Here is an 18,842-nt window from a genome sequence, read left to right on the forward strand (position 1 = left end):
ATGTTAAATACGCCTATAAAAAAGCAGTTTTTGATATCACCATTTTTTGCCTTTTTTCTCATTCATACTATGCAAATCGGAGTAGGATTTTTAAACTTTCAGCGAAAAATCGCTTTAAAGGCAGGTCATGATGCTTGGATTGCAGTCATATTCGTAGGCATCGGAGTACATCTCCTTATATGGATGATTTATTCTATATTAAATAAAGAAAAAGCCGATCTTATCAGCATACATCGAAATATGTTTGGGAAATGGCTTGGAGGAATGTTAAGTTTTGTATTTTCACTGTATGTTTTCTTATGTGGACTTATGTATATGGAAACAATGTTAGAAATTATTCGAATCTGGCTGTTTCCTACATTAAATAAATGGACTTTTGCACTTGTTTATCTAATAAGCGTGTATTATATCATAGCTGGTGGTTTTCGTACTATAGTAGGAGTAAGTTTTTTTGGAGCGTTAGTGCCATGTTTATTCTGGTTTACGCTTTTCATACCTTTGGATTATGCTGATTTTCGAAATTTATTACCCATTTGGGATCATTCCGTCATAGATATGTTCCTCTCTGCAAAGGAAATGGTTTTTAATTTTCTTGGTTTCGAATTTCTATTTTTATACTATCCTTTTTTCAAACAACCAGAGAAATCGCAGAAATGGGTTCATTTGGGACATTTTGTTTCCATGTTCATTTATTTGATCATTACTTTTCTTACTATAGCTTACTTTAGTGAAGGACATTTAGAAAAAACTGTTTGGCCAACATTAACGATGTGGAAAATTATCAGACTACCTATTGTAGAAAGATTTGAATTTATGGGGGTCATTACATGGACAATGGTCGTTTTACCTAATATATGTTTATGTTTTTGGGCTGCTAGTCGTGGAGTAAAAAAAATATTTAAGGTGCAACAAAAATCGATTCTAGTGCTTTCTTTAGTTATTGTTTTTATGGCTATTTGCTCATTATCGAATCCGGAGATAAAACAAGTAAATCGTATTGTATCAACAGCAGGATTTTACATTGGATTTGTATATATTCCGATTCTTTTCATTATTTATCAAATTCGATACAAAATGAGGAGAAAGTCATGAAACTAAAAATTGTCGCCTCAATTATTATATTGCTTCTTGTTTTTATATTTGGACGTGTCCAAAAAGATGTGTTAGATGATGTTCGCTTAACAAAAGTTATTGGATATGATAAGACGAATGGAAAGCTGACTGAAGCAACGGGGTTAGCTGCTATACATAATGTCGATAAAAGCATTAGTAATAAAGTGTTAACTTCGAAAGACACATTGTCTAAAGAAAATCGTGAGAAAAAGAATGAACAATCGGATTTACGTGTTGCTAGTGGGACACTGGAAGTCGTTCTTTATAGTAATGAAGTAGCGTCAAAAGGAATTTTAAAACTCGTGGATACTTTACATCGTGATCCTAATATTAGTTCACGTTTATTGCTAGCTGTCGTGGATGGAGAAACGAAAAAAATTTTAGATAATCAGTATAGTAATAAAGATACAGGCAGTTTCTTATCTTACTTGCTAGAACACAATATCAAGACGGGGCTATTACCTAAAACAAATCTTCACGTATTTTTATCAGCGTATTACACAAAGGGAAAAACTCCTTATTTACCGTTAATTAAACTTGAGAATGACGGAGTACTTATTAAAGGGATTGCCTTATTTAAAGGAGATCAGTATGTAAAAACAATAAACAGGGATGAAATGTTCCTTTTTAAAGCCTTACTGGAAAAGATTAAGTTAGGGAGTTTAAAAGTTAAGCTAAATGAAAAAAGTGATGTCTCTGTTCAAAGCATCATTACCAAAAAGAAAATTGTAGTTCGAAACGAGAAAACAAAACCTGAAATTTTTATTCAACTTAAAATAAAAGGTATTGTTAGGGAATTTGAAGGAAAAGCGTTAGGGAAAAACGTAGCTAAACAAACAGAGCAAGCGACAAATAAACAATTAGAGAACCAAGCTAACAGACTTATTAAAGATTTTCAAAAATTAAATATCGATCCTTGGGGCTTTGGTAATGAAGTGAAAAGTCATACCAGACAGTGGAATGCTCGAAAATGGAAAAAAGACTACCCTGATATTAAAATTAACGTTAAGGTTCATTCAGACATAACCTCATCGGGTATCGTAAAGGAATAATAAAAGAAACTATACTTGGGATTATTCATATATTTAATATCAGGAAAGAAGAAAGAGATGCATTTCTGATGAAAAGCACCTCTTTTATATGGTATATGAACGATTGTAAAAATGGACTATATATGTTATGGAGTTATAAAATACAAATTTTATATAAATATATTTGCTAATAAGATTATCCCAAACCTGTATTAACTTAAGAAATGTATTGTTCCCAAAAATGATAAAATGAGCGTTTTATCATCGATGCATAAATTTTTGTTCTGGAGCTAACGATCTTTGGCAGTGTAATGGTGATGGGATAGCCACCAGAGAAAGGGTAAAATACGTAAGTTGTTTGAAATGATATCATAAATTGCAAGCTAGCAAGTAGTATAGATTCTATGTTCTTACCAAGTTATTTTCGTATCAGAGTCCTTCTGACACAAACCAAGTTATACCATCATATCCTTATGGGGAAAGGGTGTGATGAGTTGAGTTACTTTACTTGTGTTCCGTATTATCCGCCCTATCCTTACTTATATTGTCCCCCTTACTATGGAGCTAGAACAATTTATCCAATGAATGACTATTATGCTTATTCACCTTATCAGGACTATCACAATTATTTATATTCTCCATTTCCTGCATATGAAGGAGAATATAATTATGAAAACCTTCGTCAGGTGGATAAGGCCATGTACGCGGCTATTTGGGAGAAAAGTCATGGACCGGAATGGCAAGCCCGTCATGACCTGACTGCAGAACAATATCAGCGGACGTTCAATGAATTGGTTGCGCAAGGTTATCGTTTGATTCATATAAATGGTTACACTGTGCACGGACAGGATTATTATGCTGCAATTTGGGAAAAACGTGATGGTCCCGAATGGCAGGCTTGGCATGGCTTAACGCCAGCACAATATCAGCAGACGTTTGATAGGTTGGTTGCGCAAGGCTACCGTTTGGTACGCGTGAGTGGTTACGGTAGCAGTGGACAGGATCGCTATGCTGCAATTTGGGAGAAAAGTCATGGCCTGGAATGGCAAGCCCGCCATGGTTTGACTGCAGAGCAATATCAGCAGACGTTCAACGAACTAGTTGCACAAGGCTACCGTTTGGTGTGGGTGAGTGGTTACTACTCGCATAATTAAGCTTCTAATACTCTGCTTAAAGAAATTATCGGAATGCAAAATGATAAAACCATAGAAATACGAGGTATTATATAGTACCTCGTATTTCTATGGTTTTTATTTTTAGTTATTGAGATAGAATGCCACAATGCTCATTATTTTAGTGCCAATGTTTTGTGTGCCTAACTCATTTATCCCGCTATTTGAGAGCAGTAAGAATCTCACCTCAAAATTCAGCAAAAACAAAGAAGTTAGGTGGGGGACGGGCTGCACGCAAAATCACGATTGGTGAGGCTAATAATCAGTGGGGGATGAAGAAAACCCCTACTGATTAAAGTTTCACTTTATAGTTGTTATTATTGTAACAACTTAAATTCGAATAAGCGGTATTTCGAATTTTTTACAGAGCAATACTCTGGGATTTGTAAAGAACAGGGGTAATGTATTAAATTATACAAGTTTTCTAATTGTCATGCGCAAATCACTCCGTTTAGCTTAGTATCCTGCGGTTAATATTGACAGAAGAAAAAGATTAATATTAAACGTGAGAAAGATAAATGGCATTTCGATTCATGTATTGAAAAGAAATTCCAGTGTGGTCCGGAGATGTATCAAGACAATGATATTGATCAAGGAAGTTACAAATAAGTGTTTAAAATCCGTGCAATAAGATTAAGCTAATACAGATGTTTCTTACTACTATCATGAAAGGGTGTCAAATTTGGAGACAAAACGTTGTTCACATAGGAATTGCCAATGTTTTATTGTACCTAACTATGTTCTGGAGAGTTTAGCGCAAAATGAAGTGGAAGCAGCACGGATTAGTTTATCAAAAAGTAGACAAGTTCGCAAACGGAGAATGTTGAAAGAGTATGATATTACTGGTGTTGTCGCCCTAACTGATGCAGGAACAGGACCGCGAGATGAATCTGCTCGTCATGTATACGATTGTAAAGGCGGGACAAAACTTCGGGTGAATGAGGTTAGGAAAGAAGGAGACAGATCAAATGGGGATACTGTAATTGACCATGCGTACGATTATGTTGGTGTTGTACGTGACTATTTCAAGAATGTGTTCCACCGTAATTCTATTGATGATAAAGGACTTGATCTTATTCTGAATGTTCACTATGGGCATAACTTTCAAAATGCCTATTGGGACGGTGATGAAATGGTGTTTGGTGATGGAGATGGAGTTATTTTTACTAGTTTTGCAAATTCACTCGATGTCATTGGGCACGAACTTACACATGGTATCACTCAATTTACTAACGGATTAGAATATGAAGGTCAATCTGGGGCTTTGAATGAACATATTTCGGATGTGTTTGGAATTGCAATTAAGCAAGCTTATTTAAAGCAAACAGCACAAGATGCGGACTGGCTAATTGGTGCTGATATAATGGGACCAACACTAAAAGGACAAGCCCTTCGTTCAATGAAAGCACCTGGTACTGCATTTGACAATAAACTAATGGGTAAGGATATGCAACCTGATCATATGAAAAACTATTATCAAGGGGAACGTGATCACCATGGTGTCCATATCAATAGTGGCATACCAAACAAAGTGTTTTATCTTGTCTCCATGGAGATTGGAACAGATAAAGCAGCTTTGATATGGTATAATGCAACACACAGCTTATTTGCAACTACAAACTTCACTCAATTTGCGCAAATCGTAATTAAAGCAGCGCAAAAACTTGTTGATAGTGGAGAAGTTCCTAAAACGGCTACCAAAACAGTAGAATCTGCTTTTAAAACGGTGGGACTATCTTCTTAGACATATTCTTTATCATGAATTGGAGGCTTAATATTAATATGCATATCCAATTTAGTTGTACCGGGGGACTGGCTAACCTCCACTTAACCTTTCAGACAGAGACGGTCGAGTTACCAAAGGAAAAAGCTAAGGAATTACTTGATTTAATCAAGCAAGCTAATCTTTTTAATCTTAAACCAAGTGAAGTAAAGGTTGCTACAACCAAAGGAGCGGATGCTTTTTCTTACCAGCTAAAGATAGAAGATGGAAAGGAGCAAAAGTCCTTTTCATTTACCGATGTAACAGCTCCGCAGGAAGTGCGCCCTTTACTGGATTATTTACGTAATTTGGCGATTGCAGAAAAAATGAAGGAATAATAAAAAAGGAAATAACGTTTAAGGTGCTGGTGTATGAGTAATGATTTCGCTCCACTATATTATTCGAGTACTTTTGTTGTCTAAAAGCATATCTCCAGGTATGCTTTTTTCTTTTTTAACTGTCCAATTGCTATAGCATAAGGCTGGGTTCTTATCCTCGTGATGACACGAGGTTTGTAATCTTTGTGTTTTAGGGATAGTTCAACTGTTTAGCTTGGTGGAGATGGAGTGTTATCTCAAGTTTTTGGCATTTCATTGTACTAAAAATTATAGGGTGTATTTGAAAAAATAGGTATAATAGGCGATTTTTTATATAAAATAGGCGATTGTATGATTTCCCTAAAATACAATTGAGCATAGTATTTTGGATAAAGGCCCTTATTTGTTTTGGTCATGTACTAGAGAGGAAGTGTTCAAAGTAATGTTTACAAATGAACTGAAATTTATAAAAAGGAGGGAGTAGAATTGACAGGTTATAATTCTAATCAATATTTTTCAGAGAACAGTATAACAAACTCCTCTATAGAAGGAGTTTATGAAGATATAAAACCTGTGAGTAGACCCGGTGACATGAATGATATGAATGAACCGTTGTACCGACAACCGAGTGGTAAATTCTTTGCAAAAATATACGACAAGGATACAGAAAAGCCCATTAAGGATGTCAAAATATCGATTTATGAAATGACAGAAGAAGGGCGAATTTTAACTTCGCGACAAAGTAATGTTATTACGGTGCATACGAATGAATTTGGTGAGACTGATACGGTTGCATTACCTGCTCCTCCTAAAGAAAATGCTTTAGAGCCTTTAGGTGCTAAGCCGTACTTTGAATATGCGGTATCAATTGAAGCGGCTGGTTATGCACCGGTAATACTTCGTGGTACACAAATTTTTGCTGATGTTACGGCGAAACAGATGATGGAACTGATACCTGTTAGTGGAACGGAAGGACGTCAATCAGTGGAAGTAATCGATATTTCTGAACACACATTAATCGGACAGTATCCGCAGCAAGAACAGCAGCCACAACAGCCACAACAGCCACAACCACAGTCTACCAGACGAAATGGTGATTATGATGTTTTGATACCTGAATTTGTTATTGTTCACGATGGACATCCTAATACCCCTGCGCCAAGATATAAGGTGAAATTTAAAGATTATATAAAAAATGTGCTTGCTTCTGAAGTATTTCCTTCGTGGAGAAAGGATGCCCTTCTAGCCAATGCTCTTTGTGTTATGTCTTATACGTTAAACCGTATATATACAGGATATTATGAAGGAAAAGGATTTACAATTACAGGTATCACACAATTTGATCATAAATATACTCATGGTAGGAATACTTTTGAAGAAACAGATAATGTAGTGGAAGAAGTATTTAAACAATATATTGCAAAGCCTGGAAAAATTGAACCGCTTTTTGCACAATATCGTGCTGGTAAGAAGGTCCCGTGTCCATATGCGAGTCGACCAGGAATGCTCTATCAGTGGGGAACTGCATGTCTTGCAGAGCAAGGGATGAATTATATAGAAATTTTGAAATACTATTATAAGGAAGTGGAAATTCGTTTAGCTGAATTTATACAGGTTATTAAGCCGTTCCCTGGATTTAATTTAAAAGAGGGGGATCAAAAAGAAGCTGTTCACACTGTCCAAAAGTATTTATATCACATAAGGAAAAAGTATAAAGATATTCCTGAAATAAATGTAAATGGAATATTCGACCCGAATACAACAAATGCAGTAAAGAGTTTTCAAAAACATTTCAAACTTCCTGAAAACGGAGTTGTGGATGAACTAACTTGGAATAAGATTACTGATATATATGTATACGTGACAAATCTTCCAGGGATTTTCCCAATTCTACAGATGGGTAGCCATGGGGAAAGTGTTAAAATATTGCAAATTTTGTTAAAGAAATTTGGATTTTATGTAGGAGAGGTAGATGGGGTTTTTGGAATGGGAACTGACCAATCGGTGAAAGAATTTCAGAAAATCAAAGGTTTTACTATTACGGGAGTGGTAAGAAAGGAACTATGGAAAGTTCTAGAAGAGATGCAGTTTTCTGTAATAGGATCGCGAACGTCTTTACCTAACGTAACAAATAATTCGATGTTTCATGGAACACATACAAGTATAAATGAAAATAAACACAATCCTTCTTCCAATACAAACGTATCGTCTACGTATTCACCCCCCACATCATCTATACCGAATACATCCGCATATCAACAATCAACATATCCCTATTATGGAAACGGATATTCTCCTTTTTACTAATTACTTAGTACTATTAAAATATAAAGGATTGGTTAACTAAAATAACTGTATAGGAAGGAGGAATTATATTGATCGGATATAATCCTTATCAGCAAGACTTAGTAAAACGATCATTTTATCAAAATCCCTATTTTTTTAATGAAGAATATTATAATCAAAGTGCAGAATATTTTTATCGTGCGTCGACAGGTAAGCTAATTGTATCTGTTTATGAAATGAGTACAGAAAAGCCGATTAAGGGAGCTAAAGTATCAATTCGTAAGCAAGAAGGAAATGGTACCATTATCACTACACTTCAAACGAACGAAATTGGTCAAACCAATGTCGTTTCTTTACCAGCGCCTCCTAAAGAGTATACCTCAGATCCTCTAGGGCCAAAACCTTATTCTGAATATATTCTAACTATTGAAGCTCCTAATTATGGAGTCAAAGTAATTCGAGGTGTACAAATTTTTGCAGAGACTACAGCGAGACAAAAAGTTGAAATGGCTCCTATTATTCGGACAGGAAATCAGCAATCTATAGAGATTATTGATATACCCAAACATAAATTAACTGAACAATACCTCGAACGGCAACTTCAGCCACAGTATTCTAGTTCTAGTTGTATTCCCTCGTTTGTATATAATGTTAAAATACCAGAGTTTATTATAGTCCATGATGGTGAGCCTCATGCCCAAGCTCTGCGATATAGGGTGACATTTAAAGATTATATAAAAAATGTAGCTGCTTCTGAGGTATATCCCACATGGCCGAAAGAAGCTCTGAGGGCCAATATTATTTGTATGACATCTTTAACATTGAACCGTATATATACGGGGCATTATTTTGAAAGAGGATTTACAATTAGTAGCTCTGCTCAATTCGATCAATCCTATAATCATGGTAAAAATAATTTTGCAGAAATAGATGATATAGTTGATGAAGTATTTAATCAGTATATTGCCAAACCGTACAGTATTGAACCTTTATTTATTCCCTATTGTAGTGGAGTGAGGATTTGTCCAACTGGATATTTTAGTAAATGGGGAAGTAAATATCTTGCTGATCAAGGAAGAGATTATTTGAGTATTATTAGAAGCTATTATCCGGTAGCAGAAATTCGATTTGTATAATTGAGGGTTTGAGAATATAATCATAAAATCTTGATTCTAGTGCAAAAAACTTAAACCATCTCTCAATCTCGACATACTGATAGTATTAATCTAAAAAGGTGAGAGATAAAGAAAATACGCATTAATGGAAGTTGCGCTTTATTAATCGCTCATAACATCTGAAGAAAACAAATAACTCGTGGCAAGTCGATGAAACGCCTATTAAAGTAAAAAGAAAGTGGATGTACCTCTGGCATACCGTAGATTTCGAAAGAAATACGATGGGTTTTTATCACATTAAAACATGAAAAGATTGCAAAACACTTTTTAGTTTTGCAGTCTTTTCATGTTTCTAAGCCATGTGTCATCAGGTGATAAGAATCCGCTGTATCCTGAATAGAAAAAAACAATAAAATTTCATCATATAAATATAACAATTTTTTTTGCTTTTATTACTACAAAGACTCTGGCGATTGATTCGAAGTAATCTAAATTGAGTTTATCTTTTTATAATTGAAAATTTAAAACCAAAACAACTACTGTTTGATTTAATATGTATAAAAATGAATTTTATTGTTGAAATTCTGAATATTAAAATGTAATATAAAAAAGTATGTCTAATATTATGATTATTTTATAAAAGAACAGTAATGAAACTATACAGTTATGTACGTGATAAGTGGAAATCATTTATTACTAGTACATGTATTTGTAAAGTTTATTGAACTATAAAAATAAACTTGCTAGTTTTATATAGTGTTTTTAAGTAAACGTTTAATATTAAATAATATTGACAGGATAATTAGAAAAATTCACATGGAGGTTTCAGGAATGGAACATGAAAGTAGATTTGAAGAAAAGCAACAAAGACGCCGACAACGTGGTGTCGTTAATATCGGATTGAGTGTAGTACTATTAGCTGTCGGCATGATTTCTTATCAATTACTTTTCACTTCTCAAACGAAAGGAAAAGAAAATGTAGCACAAGGGAAATCTGCTCAAATAGCGTCTAAAGATGAAAAAAGCAAAAAATTAGAAGAGCAAAAAATAAAACAAGCCGAAGAAGAAAAAGCTAAAGAACAAGATCAGAAAGAGACTGAAAACAAAAAGGGAATAGAACAGAAAAATCAAGAAACAGAAACTATAAAAGCAAACGAAACAAAACAAAATGAAAACAAAGTAAAAGAACAAGAAAAACAAGTAGAACAAAAAAATAATAAAATTGACGAACAAAAAATGAATGAAGAAAAAACAAATAAAAAGCAAGAAGAAAAAAATACAGATCAGACAAACCAAAATGGTCAATGGCAACCAATTGGTACGCAGCAAGGGACAAAACCTACTATGCAATTTAAAGAGGGAACGACAGATTGGAATGAGATGAAAAAAGCAATTTCCTATGCAGTTGATGTTCCTGAAGGCCAACTCATTTATGATTTTATTGGAAATAACGGAACGAATAAGGCTTATGGTAATGTACGTGATAAGCAAGGGAAAAAATATAAAGTATATATTGATTGGGTTGAAAATAAAGGGTGGAAGCCAGTATCTGTTCAGGCAGTAAAATAACTATAACAATCAATCATTCATTGTCTGCTTAACAACAACTTATATCTATTCAAACCAAAAAACACTATTCTTTTTATAAAATCAAATAAAAGAATAGTGTTTTTGTTATTTTTTCTTTTAAATTGTAATAAACTTATCTAGTTTTATCCTGCTATTTGCAGGCAGTAATACTCCCACTTCAAAATGTAGTGGAACAAAAAATCCAGGGAAGTTCTATCAGTTTTAAGTGAATGTAAATACGTTAATGATATGATAAAGCTTGTTTCCCCAATGCATCCCAAGATTGAATAAAAGTTTCTTTGTTTACTTTATGTGCTTTTTTTCCAGTTAAAGGGTCATTGACATAAATGTACCCGTTCTCAAAACCTATGAGTACAACAGCGTGTAAATCCAGAGGAGCTGTAATTTGTTTGTTCTCATGTTTCCAAGACTCCCATCTATCCGGAACTTTGTAATCTCCTGTCGTCCAAATCACTACAGGTTTACCCGCTTTGATTTGAGTTAACACATCATTGAAATCCTTTCCTGTTAAGTTCACTGTCCGATTTGGAAGGTAATGTTCCATCAATTCTTGTAGTGGTTGAACGTAAACTGCATATCCTTTATTTCTCCCCGTTATATCTCCAACGAATCCTTCTTTAGGATCTCCCCATTGAATGATGTCACCAGCTTTGCTCATTGAAAGTGGTTCAGTATCTTTTTTGATCCTGTTAGCTAACTGCATTTTATTGACTTTAACACCCGCGTGCTGTAATACCATCGCTAAGCTTGTAACTTCGCAACCATATTTTAGTTCAGGTTTTTGTGATATTAATGGCACATCTAAAATGATCTTTTCTTGGACTGAGGGAACTGTGGATTGCATTTGTTTGTTTTGAGATGTTGGATATTTCACGTTTTTTGTTAATCCAACATTTTTATTTCCAACATTGGACTCCTGTTTTTCAGTTGGAGGTTGTTTTGCAGAACAGCCTGCTAAAATGAAAAATAGAACATATACCATTAAAAGTGTTTTCACGTCATCCACCTTCTTTATGTAGTTCGATACATGTCATACTATTTCATTAAATATAGTTTTTTATTAATAGTGTGTTTTAATTTCTAAAATATTTAATGTTACTGTAACTGTTAGTAGAGAACGACAGAGATGTGTGAAAAAATAGGTCAATATTACAGTATTTACCGAATAATAATTTACTGGTGTTATTCCCAAAAAGATTATTTTGGGTTCTTTATTAACGTTTCAAAATTCGCATTTAAAATGGTAATTTCTAGAAATGATATATACATATTCAAACAATTGAAGATATACAAACAAGGTGAAAAACATATCATTCCTTGATTAGTAAACATTAAAATGGTGATACTAATAAACATGGAATGTTTATGACAAAGGATGATACTATGATCTTTATTTACACTGATTTTGGCGGAACACATACTACTTCACTTGCTGCAGCCTACCATTTGAATAAATTACCAACTGACCGGAAATTAACAAAAGAAGAAATTTTAAATGTAGAGTATTTCAATAAACTCAAAACTTCTGATATGGGAAAAATTATTTTTCGTGGGAGAGATGAGGGAGGAAATCCGGTATATACAGTAGGACACGGAACATCAAAGCTAGTTGTACCTGCAATGAAAAATTTAAGTGCGATTCTTCAGCAGCAATATCAAAATAATGAAAAAATCATTTTTTCAAATACGTCACCAACTGTACCGATACCCATGACGTTTGGTGGGCTATTTTCTAGAAGGTTACATATTGATTTCATTGGTGTGCCATTACTAGTATGGGGCGCTAAGCTTTGTTGCGATAATATACAACGATTAGTTACTTATACGAAAGAGGCTGGTAGAATGACAAATGATCATGTTGTTATTTTAGAGAATGAAATATTTAAATAAAAGCGCAGGATTACGTATCCTACGCTTTTTCTATAGAAATTCGACCTTTTTTCGAATGACAATCTTATCAATATCTTCTTCTTCATCACCAATATATAAACCACGCTCTTTCAAATATACTTCAAAATATAAATCTGCTTCTGCACGTTCATCATAAGGTTTCACAGATAAAACAAACCCTAATTTATTTTGTTCTTCTAAATGAGAAGTGGAGATATACGCAGGAATACTATGGCGTAAAAAGAGCTCCTTAACAGGAATTATCATATCTTTCATTAGCTTCGATAACATACTCATTTCAAAATCAAAATTAAAACGATCAATGCTAGATAAGTCTGCAAATACAACCCCAATAAAACCAGTATTAAATACCTCTTGATACTCTGCGTCTTGATGATTATAAAAGTTTTTTTCAATTAAGTAATTTTTAAAATAAGCAACACCATCAGTCTTTTCGAAAGGTTTCGTGGAAAGAACAAAACCTATTTTCTTTTGTTTATGTAAATACACACAAGACATATGTGCAGAAATCGTATGCTCTTTAAATAAAGAACTTGTTGCTCCTGCAAGACCATCTAACACATGATGGACAATTTGGAGCTTTTTGCGAGCAAAATAATAGGATTTTTTTTGTAGTTCCAATGTATCAATAAAGACAGAGCCAATAAAGCCTGTATTTGAGATAATAGGTGTATGCTTTTTTCTTCCTCTGCGCTTGTTTTGAGCCATTGTAAAAATCATCCCTTCAAGTACGATTGAAATAAAAAGAACATTTGTTCGTATATTTATATTTTACTATTAAACCGCTATAAAGTAAAGGGATTTTCACCAAAATACAATAAAAAAGACACCTTTTAAAAGGTGTCTTTTTTATTGTAGGGAAGAGGATTCAACCCAATTTTATTTGCAATTTATATTATGAAACAGAGACAAGTTCTTCTGCATCTTCTACATCTAAATGACAATCCATTGTACGTACATCTTGATCTTCATGACTTCCGAAATAAATAGTAATTTTCATATGTATCGCTCCTTTATTCTAGGAATACCTAAAATAATTACTAGTAATGTTACTGATTATTATATACCACTTTTTCCATTTCGACAATCTTATCTAGTTTATAAGTTTATTTTGTTAAGATTAAGAATATTTGTTAAAATATCTTTAATTACATTTAAGGAGGAATTAGCATGTTAAAAACGGTACAAACATTCTCAAGTGAAGGAAGAGGAGTGAATAGCATCTAAGCTAAATTAACACTCCTGCTTCCGGATTGAATACTAGTATCGGAAAGTAGGAGAACATTTGAACAATCGTACGCTGGCAAACCATAATATTTCTATTTTATTTTGGGTACATTTTTTTGGAACAATTAGCTTTTTACAGGCAGTTATGACGTTATTTTATGTAGAAAGAGGATTAACTCCCTCAAATATTTTTATCGTATTAATGTGCTGGAGTGGAACAGTCCTAATCGGGGAAGTACCAGCAGGCGTCTTTGCAGATCGATTTGGTTTAAAGGCTTCTTTTATAACAGGAGCATTTATAAAGATAGCAAGCATTTCTATTTTGTTCTTTGCTGATAACATACGGCTGTTTTGTTTGTATAGCTTATTGAATGGTTTATCCGTCACTTTTTTCTCGGGTGCTGATGAAGCCTTAATATATGAATCTTTAAAAGATACGAATGAACAACACCTTATGGATAAAGCGATGGGGAAAATTCAATCAGCAAGTTTTATTTCAATGTTAATTGCTGTTATTTTTGGATCTTATTTTGCGAAAGATTTAAAGGAAGAGCAATTTCTTATTCTAATTATACTCGGGTTACTTTTCCACTTCGTAGAATTGATTTTACTTCTATTTATAAAAAATCCCAAAACGAACTTTACGTATAGTGAATCTTCTTTTTCACAAGTAATAGAAGGTATACGAGTCATTCGAAAAGAACCTCAATTACTTATTATGTTTTTGAATATATCACTTGTATTTATTGCAGCAAGTGCAGTTTTTGATAACTACGATCAACTCTTATTAAAAAACGCAGGAGTTCCCATATTTACAATTGGTATGCTGTACGCCCTCGCTGCAATAGGTGGTTATTGTACATCCATTTCTATCGGATGGTTAACCAAAAAATTCTCTCGTGTATTTCTATTAAATCTTTCAGGCGTTTTAGCTGTCGGGGGATTACTATTAGCAGCATGTTTTGGAGATACGCTATAGATTGTTTTAGGAGCATTTATCATATTACGATTTGTAAGAGCGATAAGATACCCAATTTATTCACAGCTAAGTAATGACATTATTCCATCACATGTACGTGCAACAACAATTTCACTGTTATCAGTCCTAGATTCTGTGCTTGATTTAATTATCTTTGGTACGTTATCTGTAATTGCTGATTACGGATTGTCTGTTATTTTTATTGGATGTGCTGTGATTGCTCTAATAGGTACTTGTTTACCAATCAAGAAGGATAGGGAAGTACAGCAGAAAAAAGAGTTATGACCAATTTTTAATAAACATCTCTTTAAAATAAAAAGATGTTTATTTTATCTACTCGAACATTTTCATGTTGTTTATTACTATTGAAAGTTTATAATTTGCGTATGTATTTAACTCTTCTAAAAATTCATCTAGTTCCTGATGGGAGGAAAAGAAACCTTCTGTTAAATAGCATCCATCTCCGCTAATTTTATAAATGTTTTCAATGCATGATTGCCGTTGTACAAAAGATAAAAATGGTTTGTGAACTAAAGCTTTTGTATAAATTGTTAAAAATGTTTGAATGGACTTACCAGCTTTGAATCATTGTTTACTTACAAGAAAAGAATTAATCACATATTTAAATCAACAAAATATGCATACAAACATTCTGGTCCCAAACGATAGAGAAACATTAGAATTTAAATGAAAACCTTCTGTTAGGTGCCTTTAATTTATGGAACAAATAGAAGGCACCTAATAATACTTAATTGAAATCGCTCTCTCTAAATAAGATATAATTAAATTTATGAAACTATAAAAGATTATAAGAATTGAGATGAGAGGTTTAAAAATGAATTTGAAAAAAATTCACTTTGTCATAACCATTTGTATTTTGATAGGGATCAGCGTTACAATTCTACAGCAAATATCAGAAACAAAGTCTATAAAAGCTAAGAATCTACCAGATAAAGTACTAACAATTGCGCATAGAGGCGCATCTGCGTATGCCCCAGAACATACGATACCAGCCTACAAATTAGGCCAACAATTAAAAGGTGACTATATAGAAATAGACCTTCAAATGACAAAAGATGGGCACTTAATTGCTATGCATGATGAAACATTAAATCGAACAACAAATGGCTCAGGACGTATTAAAGATCATACATTAGAAGAAATAAAAAGCCTTGATGCCAGTAGCTTTTTTAATAAAAAACATCCCAATCTAGCGAAAAGTGAATTTAAGGACGTAAAAGTACCCACGCTTGAAGAAATTATTGAAATGTTTGGACGTGATGCGCGTTATTATATCGAAACAAAATCACCAAAGGACTATCCTGGAATGGAAGAAAAACTGTTAGAAGTACTTAGTCGATACCAACTAAGTGATCCGACTCTCGTAAAAGAAAAAATAATCATCCAGTCATTTAGTAAAGAAAGTTTAAAGAAGATTTATAGCCTGAATTCTAACATTCCGCTTGTACAACTATTAACATATAAAAAGGCCAAGAGAGTAACAAATGCAGAATTAGAAGATTATAAAAGTTATTGTATTGGTTTAGGAATGAATTACGCGGCTGTTGATGCTACATTTGTTCAAAAGGTACATAATCAAGGGTTAGAAGTTCATCCATTTACAGTGGATAAAACGGAAGATATGAAAAAATTAATTGAGTGGGGCGTAAATGGAATGTTTACGAACTATCCAGATCGTTTACAACGTGTAATTTCTACATTTTATAAAAAAGATTAATCAAAAAATAATATGGAATTTTCGTTTCAGCTTTGCTCCTCTATAATAGAGATAAATTATCATAAGTGACAAAAAATACATTATAATAAATAGAGGGCTAACCCCCTTATTTATTTCTTATAAGGAGAGTGCTTATCATGATTATTAAGTTCATTCGTTTCCGTTAATTTGAGGTACATTACATTTATACTCGTTCATTTTTCTAAAATGCATTTCGGTATGTTTTAATGTATCTTTTTAAAATGACCAAATTCGAATGAAATGAGGAAATAATTATGAATGAAAAGATAACTAAAATTAATGGAATTGATATATGTACAGAGAGCTTTGGAAATCCAACTCATCCAGCGGTCTTGCTGATTATGGGTGCAATGTGTTCGATGGTTTACTGGGATGAAGAGTTCTGTCAAAGATTAGCTGATACAGGGCGATATGTTATTCGATTTGATAATCGAGATGTTGGACGTTCCGTTTCCTATGAACTAGGAAGTTCTCAATATACTGTGGTAGATATGGCGGATGATGCTGTTGGAGTACTCGATGCATACGACATTACTCAAGCTCACATTGTTGGAATGTCATTGGGTGGTATGATCGCTCAAATTATAGCAGTGAGGCATCCTCAAAGGGTTCTAACAATGACTTTGATTGCATCAAGTATTTTTGGATCTGATGACAACAACCGGAATTTGCCCCCAATGGATGAAAAAATTCTTGCTTACCATGCTAATGGAAATAAATTGAATTGGACAGATCACGAATCTGTTGCGAATTATTTGGTTAGAGGATCGGAATTACTCTGTGGATCAAAGCGTAATTTTGATAAGAAGAGAGTCACGAAGCAGGTAACAAAAGAAATAAAACGAGCAAACAATCTACTCAGCATGTTTAATCATACACTTCTTAAAGGTGATGCTTACTATGAGGGGAAATTAAAAGAAATAAATATACCTGCGTTGGTTATTCATGGCACAGAAGATACGGCGCTTCCATATGAGCATGGTTTGGCTCTTGCTAATGAAATTCCTAATGCATCTTTATTAACCCTCGAAGGAACTGGTCATGAAATTCATTTCGACGATTGGGATAATATAATTAACGCTATTGTGAAACATACTTAAAAGACTTCTAGAAAATAAAAAATATTTTTAAAGCAGAATCTCTATTGATTATTCAATAAAGATTCTGCTTTTTAGAGATTAATAATGAAAGTTACTCATTTGTATGTCTTTTATATTTTCTTGCTACCTTTATTATAAGAGAAACACCAATCAATGTAGGTAGAAACCAAAACCATAGTTTAGGAAGTAAATTCATTGTAATAGTAAGAGAGGGATTTAGATGTTCACATCTATAGACTATTTAAAACAGGAAATGAAAAACAGCAAAGGGCATATGATGCTATAAATAAGTTGAATTTGATGGATATATTAGCCTCATATCATCCAGTGCTTTGCGGTACAATCCCTATCAGTATTGATATAAACAATTCTGATTTAGATATTGTAATGGAAGTACATAATTTTGATGATTTCGAGAAGAAAGTTCAATATTCATTTGTTTGTTATGAAGAGTTTACTATAAAAAGAAAAATAATTAGAAACATACCTACTATAAAAGCCAATTTCCTATTTGAAGGTTTCAAATTTGAACTCTTTGGGCAACCACAGCCTGCGCGACACCAATATGCATATAAACATATGATCGTTGAACACACATTACTTATGCAATTGCCTCATATTCGGAAAGATGTCATACATTTAAAAGAACAAGGTATAAAAACAGAACCTGCTTTTGTAAAAGTTCTAGGGATTGATGGAGATCCGTATGAACAACTGATTGTATTAGGAAAAGAAATGAAATTATGGTAAGGAGGAATAGATAATGGCTGAAAAAACAAGAACAATAGAAATTATGCCTTATAATCCTAAATGGAAAGAAGAGTTTCAAAAAATTAAACAGATGATTGAAGGATACATAGGTGATTTGATTTTAAGAATTGAACATGTAGGAAGTACTTCTGTTGAAGGCTTAGCAGCAAAACCAATTATTGATATGGACGTAGTTATAGATAATTATGCTATTTTACCTGACATCATACAACGTCTAGAAAAAGAAGGCTATCAACATCAAGGGAATCTAGGAGTTGAAGGACGTGAGGCATTCCAAAGAACATATGTAGATAGTTTCATGAAGTACCACCTCTATGTTTGTCCAAAGGATGGAAAAGGTTATTTAGAGCATATCGCTTTACGGGATTATTTGTCATCTAATGAGACTGCCCGGAAAGAATACGAAGAACTAAAATATCGCTTGGCTGAAAACTATCGATTTGATATTGATCGTTATTGTGAGGCTAAAACAGGTTTTGTAAAGGGGATTTTGAATAAGACAATTTATAAAAACTAGAAAGGGAACAAAAAAAAGAATTGCTACCTTCAATATTTGGAACAAGCAAACATTATGGACAGAACGACTAAGCGCTATCTGTGAAGAAGTAAAGAAAATTAATGTGAATATATGCGATTTCCACAGTTTAATGAAATACTAAAAAATACAATAGCAAATGAAAAGTCCTCTTCTTTAAAAGAAAGAGGACTT

Annotated in this window: 15 protein-coding genes and 3 pseudogenes; 15 read left to right on the forward strand and 3 right to left on the reverse strand. The window is 33.3% G+C overall.

All coding sequences use genetic code 11. From position 1 onward, the window contains the following. The 9 genes and pseudogenes from AZF08_RS27275 (at position 1) to AZF08_RS27310 (ending at position 10,365) form a co-directional block, all read left to right on the forward strand. Positions 1 to 1,092 (forward strand): GerAB/ArcD/ProY family transporter, encoded by a 1,092-nt coding sequence (locus tag AZF08_RS27275; RefSeq protein WP_033675635.1) that lies wholly within the window; start codon positions 1 to 3, stop codon positions 1,090 to 1,092. Next, on the forward strand, positions 1,089 to 2,165 hold the full coding sequence (locus AZF08_RS27280; RefSeq protein WP_033675633.1) for a Ger(x)C family spore germination protein: 1,077 nt from the start codon (positions 1,089 to 1,091) through the stop codon (positions 2,163 to 2,165). The genes AZF08_RS27275 and AZF08_RS27280 overlap by 4 nt, the downstream gene beginning before the upstream one ends. Positions 2,166 to 2,638: 473 nt before the next feature. Next, positions 2,639 to 3,298: a hypothetical protein gene (locus tag AZF08_RS27285; RefSeq protein WP_235190069.1), complete on the forward strand. Its 660-nt coding sequence runs from the start codon at positions 2,639 to 2,641 to the stop codon at positions 3,296 to 3,298. A gap of 700 nt (positions 3,299 to 3,998) precedes the next feature. Beyond that, positions 3,999 to 5,060 carry a M4 family metallopeptidase gene (locus AZF08_RS27290; RefSeq protein WP_033675631.1) on the forward strand — a complete coding sequence of 354 codons (1,062 nt, stop codon included), beginning with the start codon at positions 3,999 to 4,001 and terminating at the stop codon, positions 5,058 to 5,060. A gap of 38 nt (positions 5,061 to 5,098) precedes the next feature. Continuing rightward, on the forward strand, positions 5,099 to 5,416 hold the full coding sequence (locus AZF08_RS27295; RefSeq protein ID WP_033675629.1) for a protealysin inhibitor emfourin: 318 nt from the start codon (positions 5,099 to 5,101) through the stop codon (positions 5,414 to 5,416). 570 nt (positions 5,417 to 5,986) lie between these two features. Next, positions 5,987 to 7,702, forward strand: a complete 1,716-nt coding sequence (locus AZF08_RS27300) for a peptidoglycan-binding protein (protein ID WP_082246109.1) — start codon at positions 5,987 to 5,989, stop codon at positions 7,700 to 7,702. Positions 7,703 to 7,770: 68 nt separating this feature from the next. Further along, positions 7,771 to 8,817 carry a SpoIID/LytB domain-containing protein gene (locus AZF08_RS27305; protein WP_033675627.1) on the forward strand — a complete coding sequence of 349 codons (1,047 nt, stop codon included), beginning with the start codon at positions 7,771 to 7,773 and terminating at the stop codon, positions 8,815 to 8,817. Positions 8,818 to 8,972: 155 nt separating this feature from the next. Then, positions 8,973 to 9,190 (forward strand): annotated as a pseudogene (locus tag AZF08_RS31685) (DDE-type integrase/transposase/recombinase); the annotation flags it as partial. Positions 9,191 to 9,627: 437 nt separating this feature from the next. Then, a complete protein-coding gene (locus tag AZF08_RS27310) occupies positions 9,628 to 10,365 on the forward strand; it encodes a YrrS family protein (protein ID WP_033675625.1) in 738 nt (245 codons plus the stop codon). Between the two features lie 241 nt (positions 10,366 to 10,606). Here the strand turns inward: AZF08_RS27310 and AZF08_RS27315 are convergent, their stop codons facing one another. Then, positions 10,607 to 11,383, reverse strand: coding sequence for a C39 family peptidase (locus tag AZF08_RS27315; RefSeq protein ID WP_033675624.1), 777 nt, complete (start codon positions 11,381 to 11,383; stop codon positions 10,607 to 10,609). Between the two features lie 386 nt (positions 11,384 to 11,769). Between AZF08_RS27315 and AZF08_RS27320 the strand changes: the two genes are divergently transcribed. Further along, complete coding sequence (locus AZF08_RS27320) at positions 11,770 to 12,276, forward strand: DUF3189 family protein (RefSeq protein WP_033675622.1); 507 nt, start codon at positions 11,770 to 11,772, stop codon at positions 12,274 to 12,276. A 30-nt stretch (positions 12,277 to 12,306) separates the two neighbouring features. Here the strand turns inward: AZF08_RS27320 and AZF08_RS27325 are convergent, their stop codons facing one another. Then, positions 12,307 to 13,017: a hypothetical protein gene (locus AZF08_RS27325; RefSeq protein ID WP_200875223.1), complete on the reverse strand. Its 711-nt coding sequence runs from the start codon at positions 13,015 to 13,017 to the stop codon at positions 12,307 to 12,309. A 565-nt stretch (positions 13,018 to 13,582) separates the two neighbouring features. Here AZF08_RS27325 and AZF08_RS27330 point away from each other — a divergent pair. Then, a pseudogene (locus AZF08_RS27330) lies at positions 13,583 to 14,788 on the forward strand (MFS transporter). A 48-nt stretch (positions 14,789 to 14,836) separates the two neighbouring features. On the opposite strand, the gene AZF08_RS31925 reads toward AZF08_RS27330, so the two are convergent. Next, complete coding sequence (locus AZF08_RS31925) at positions 14,837 to 15,070, reverse strand: Lrp/AsnC ligand binding domain-containing protein (RefSeq protein WP_082246105.1); 234 nt, start codon at positions 15,068 to 15,070, stop codon at positions 14,837 to 14,839. Between the two features lie 274 nt (positions 15,071 to 15,344). On the opposite strand from AZF08_RS31925, the gene AZF08_RS27335 reads away from it, so the two are divergent. The 4 genes and pseudogenes from AZF08_RS27335 to AZF08_RS27350 all read left to right on the forward strand — a co-directional run bounded on the left by AZF08_RS27335 (position 15,345) and on the right by AZF08_RS27350 (position 18,650). Continuing rightward, on the forward strand, positions 15,345 to 16,241 hold the full coding sequence (locus AZF08_RS27335) for a glycerophosphodiester phosphodiesterase (protein ID WP_033675659.1): 897 nt from the start codon (positions 15,345 to 15,347) through the stop codon (positions 16,239 to 16,241). A 275-nt stretch (positions 16,242 to 16,516) separates the two neighbouring features. After that, positions 16,517 to 17,362, forward strand: a complete 846-nt coding sequence (locus AZF08_RS27340; protein ID WP_033675618.1) for an alpha/beta fold hydrolase — start codon at positions 16,517 to 16,519, stop codon at positions 17,360 to 17,362. Between the two features lie 220 nt (positions 17,363 to 17,582). After that, positions 17,583 to 18,112 (forward strand): annotated as a pseudogene (locus tag AZF08_RS27345) (DUF4269 domain-containing protein). A 13-nt stretch (positions 18,113 to 18,125) separates the two neighbouring features. Then, complete coding sequence (locus AZF08_RS27350; RefSeq protein WP_033675616.1) at positions 18,126 to 18,650, forward strand: GrpB family protein; 525 nt, start codon at positions 18,126 to 18,128, stop codon at positions 18,648 to 18,650. Positions 18,651 to 18,842: the final 192 nt, after the last annotated feature.

Origin of the sequence: Bacillus gaemokensis, assembly GCF_001590835.1 — a bacterium.
Classification (GTDB): Bacteria; Bacillota; Bacilli; order Bacillales; family Bacillaceae_G; genus Bacillus_A; species Bacillus_A gaemokensis.

Bases quoted from the DNA above. Each gene is read 5' to 3' on its own strand.
- AZF08_RS27350 (WP_033675616.1), top strand. From the start codon at position 18,126: ATGGCTGAAAAAACAAGAACAATAGAAATTATGCCTTATAATCCTAAA.
- AZF08_RS27320 (WP_033675622.1), top strand. From the start codon at position 11,770: ATGATCTTTATTTACACTGATTTTGGCGGAACACATACTACTTCACTT.
- AZF08_RS27280 (WP_033675633.1), top strand. From the start codon at position 1,089: ATGAAACTAAAAATTGTCGCCTCAATTATTATATTGCTTCTTGTTTTT.
- AZF08_RS27340 (WP_033675618.1), top strand. From the start codon at position 16,517: ATGAATGAAAAGATAACTAAAATTAATGGAATTGATATATGTACAGAG.
- AZF08_RS27325 (WP_200875223.1), bottom strand. From the start codon at position 13,017: ATGATTTTTACAATGGCTCAAAACAAGCGCAGAGGAAGAAAAAAGCAT.
- AZF08_RS27310 (WP_033675625.1), top strand. From the start codon at position 9,628: ATGGAACATGAAAGTAGATTTGAAGAAAAGCAACAAAGACGCCGACAA.
- AZF08_RS27295 (WP_033675629.1), top strand. From the start codon at position 5,099: ATGCATATCCAATTTAGTTGTACCGGGGGACTGGCTAACCTCCACTTA.
- AZF08_RS27275 (WP_033675635.1), top strand. From the start codon at position 1: ATGTTAAATACGCCTATAAAAAAGCAGTTTTTGATATCACCATTTTTT.
- AZF08_RS27300 (WP_082246109.1), top strand. From the start codon at position 5,987: ATGAATGATATGAATGAACCGTTGTACCGACAACCGAGTGGTAAATTC.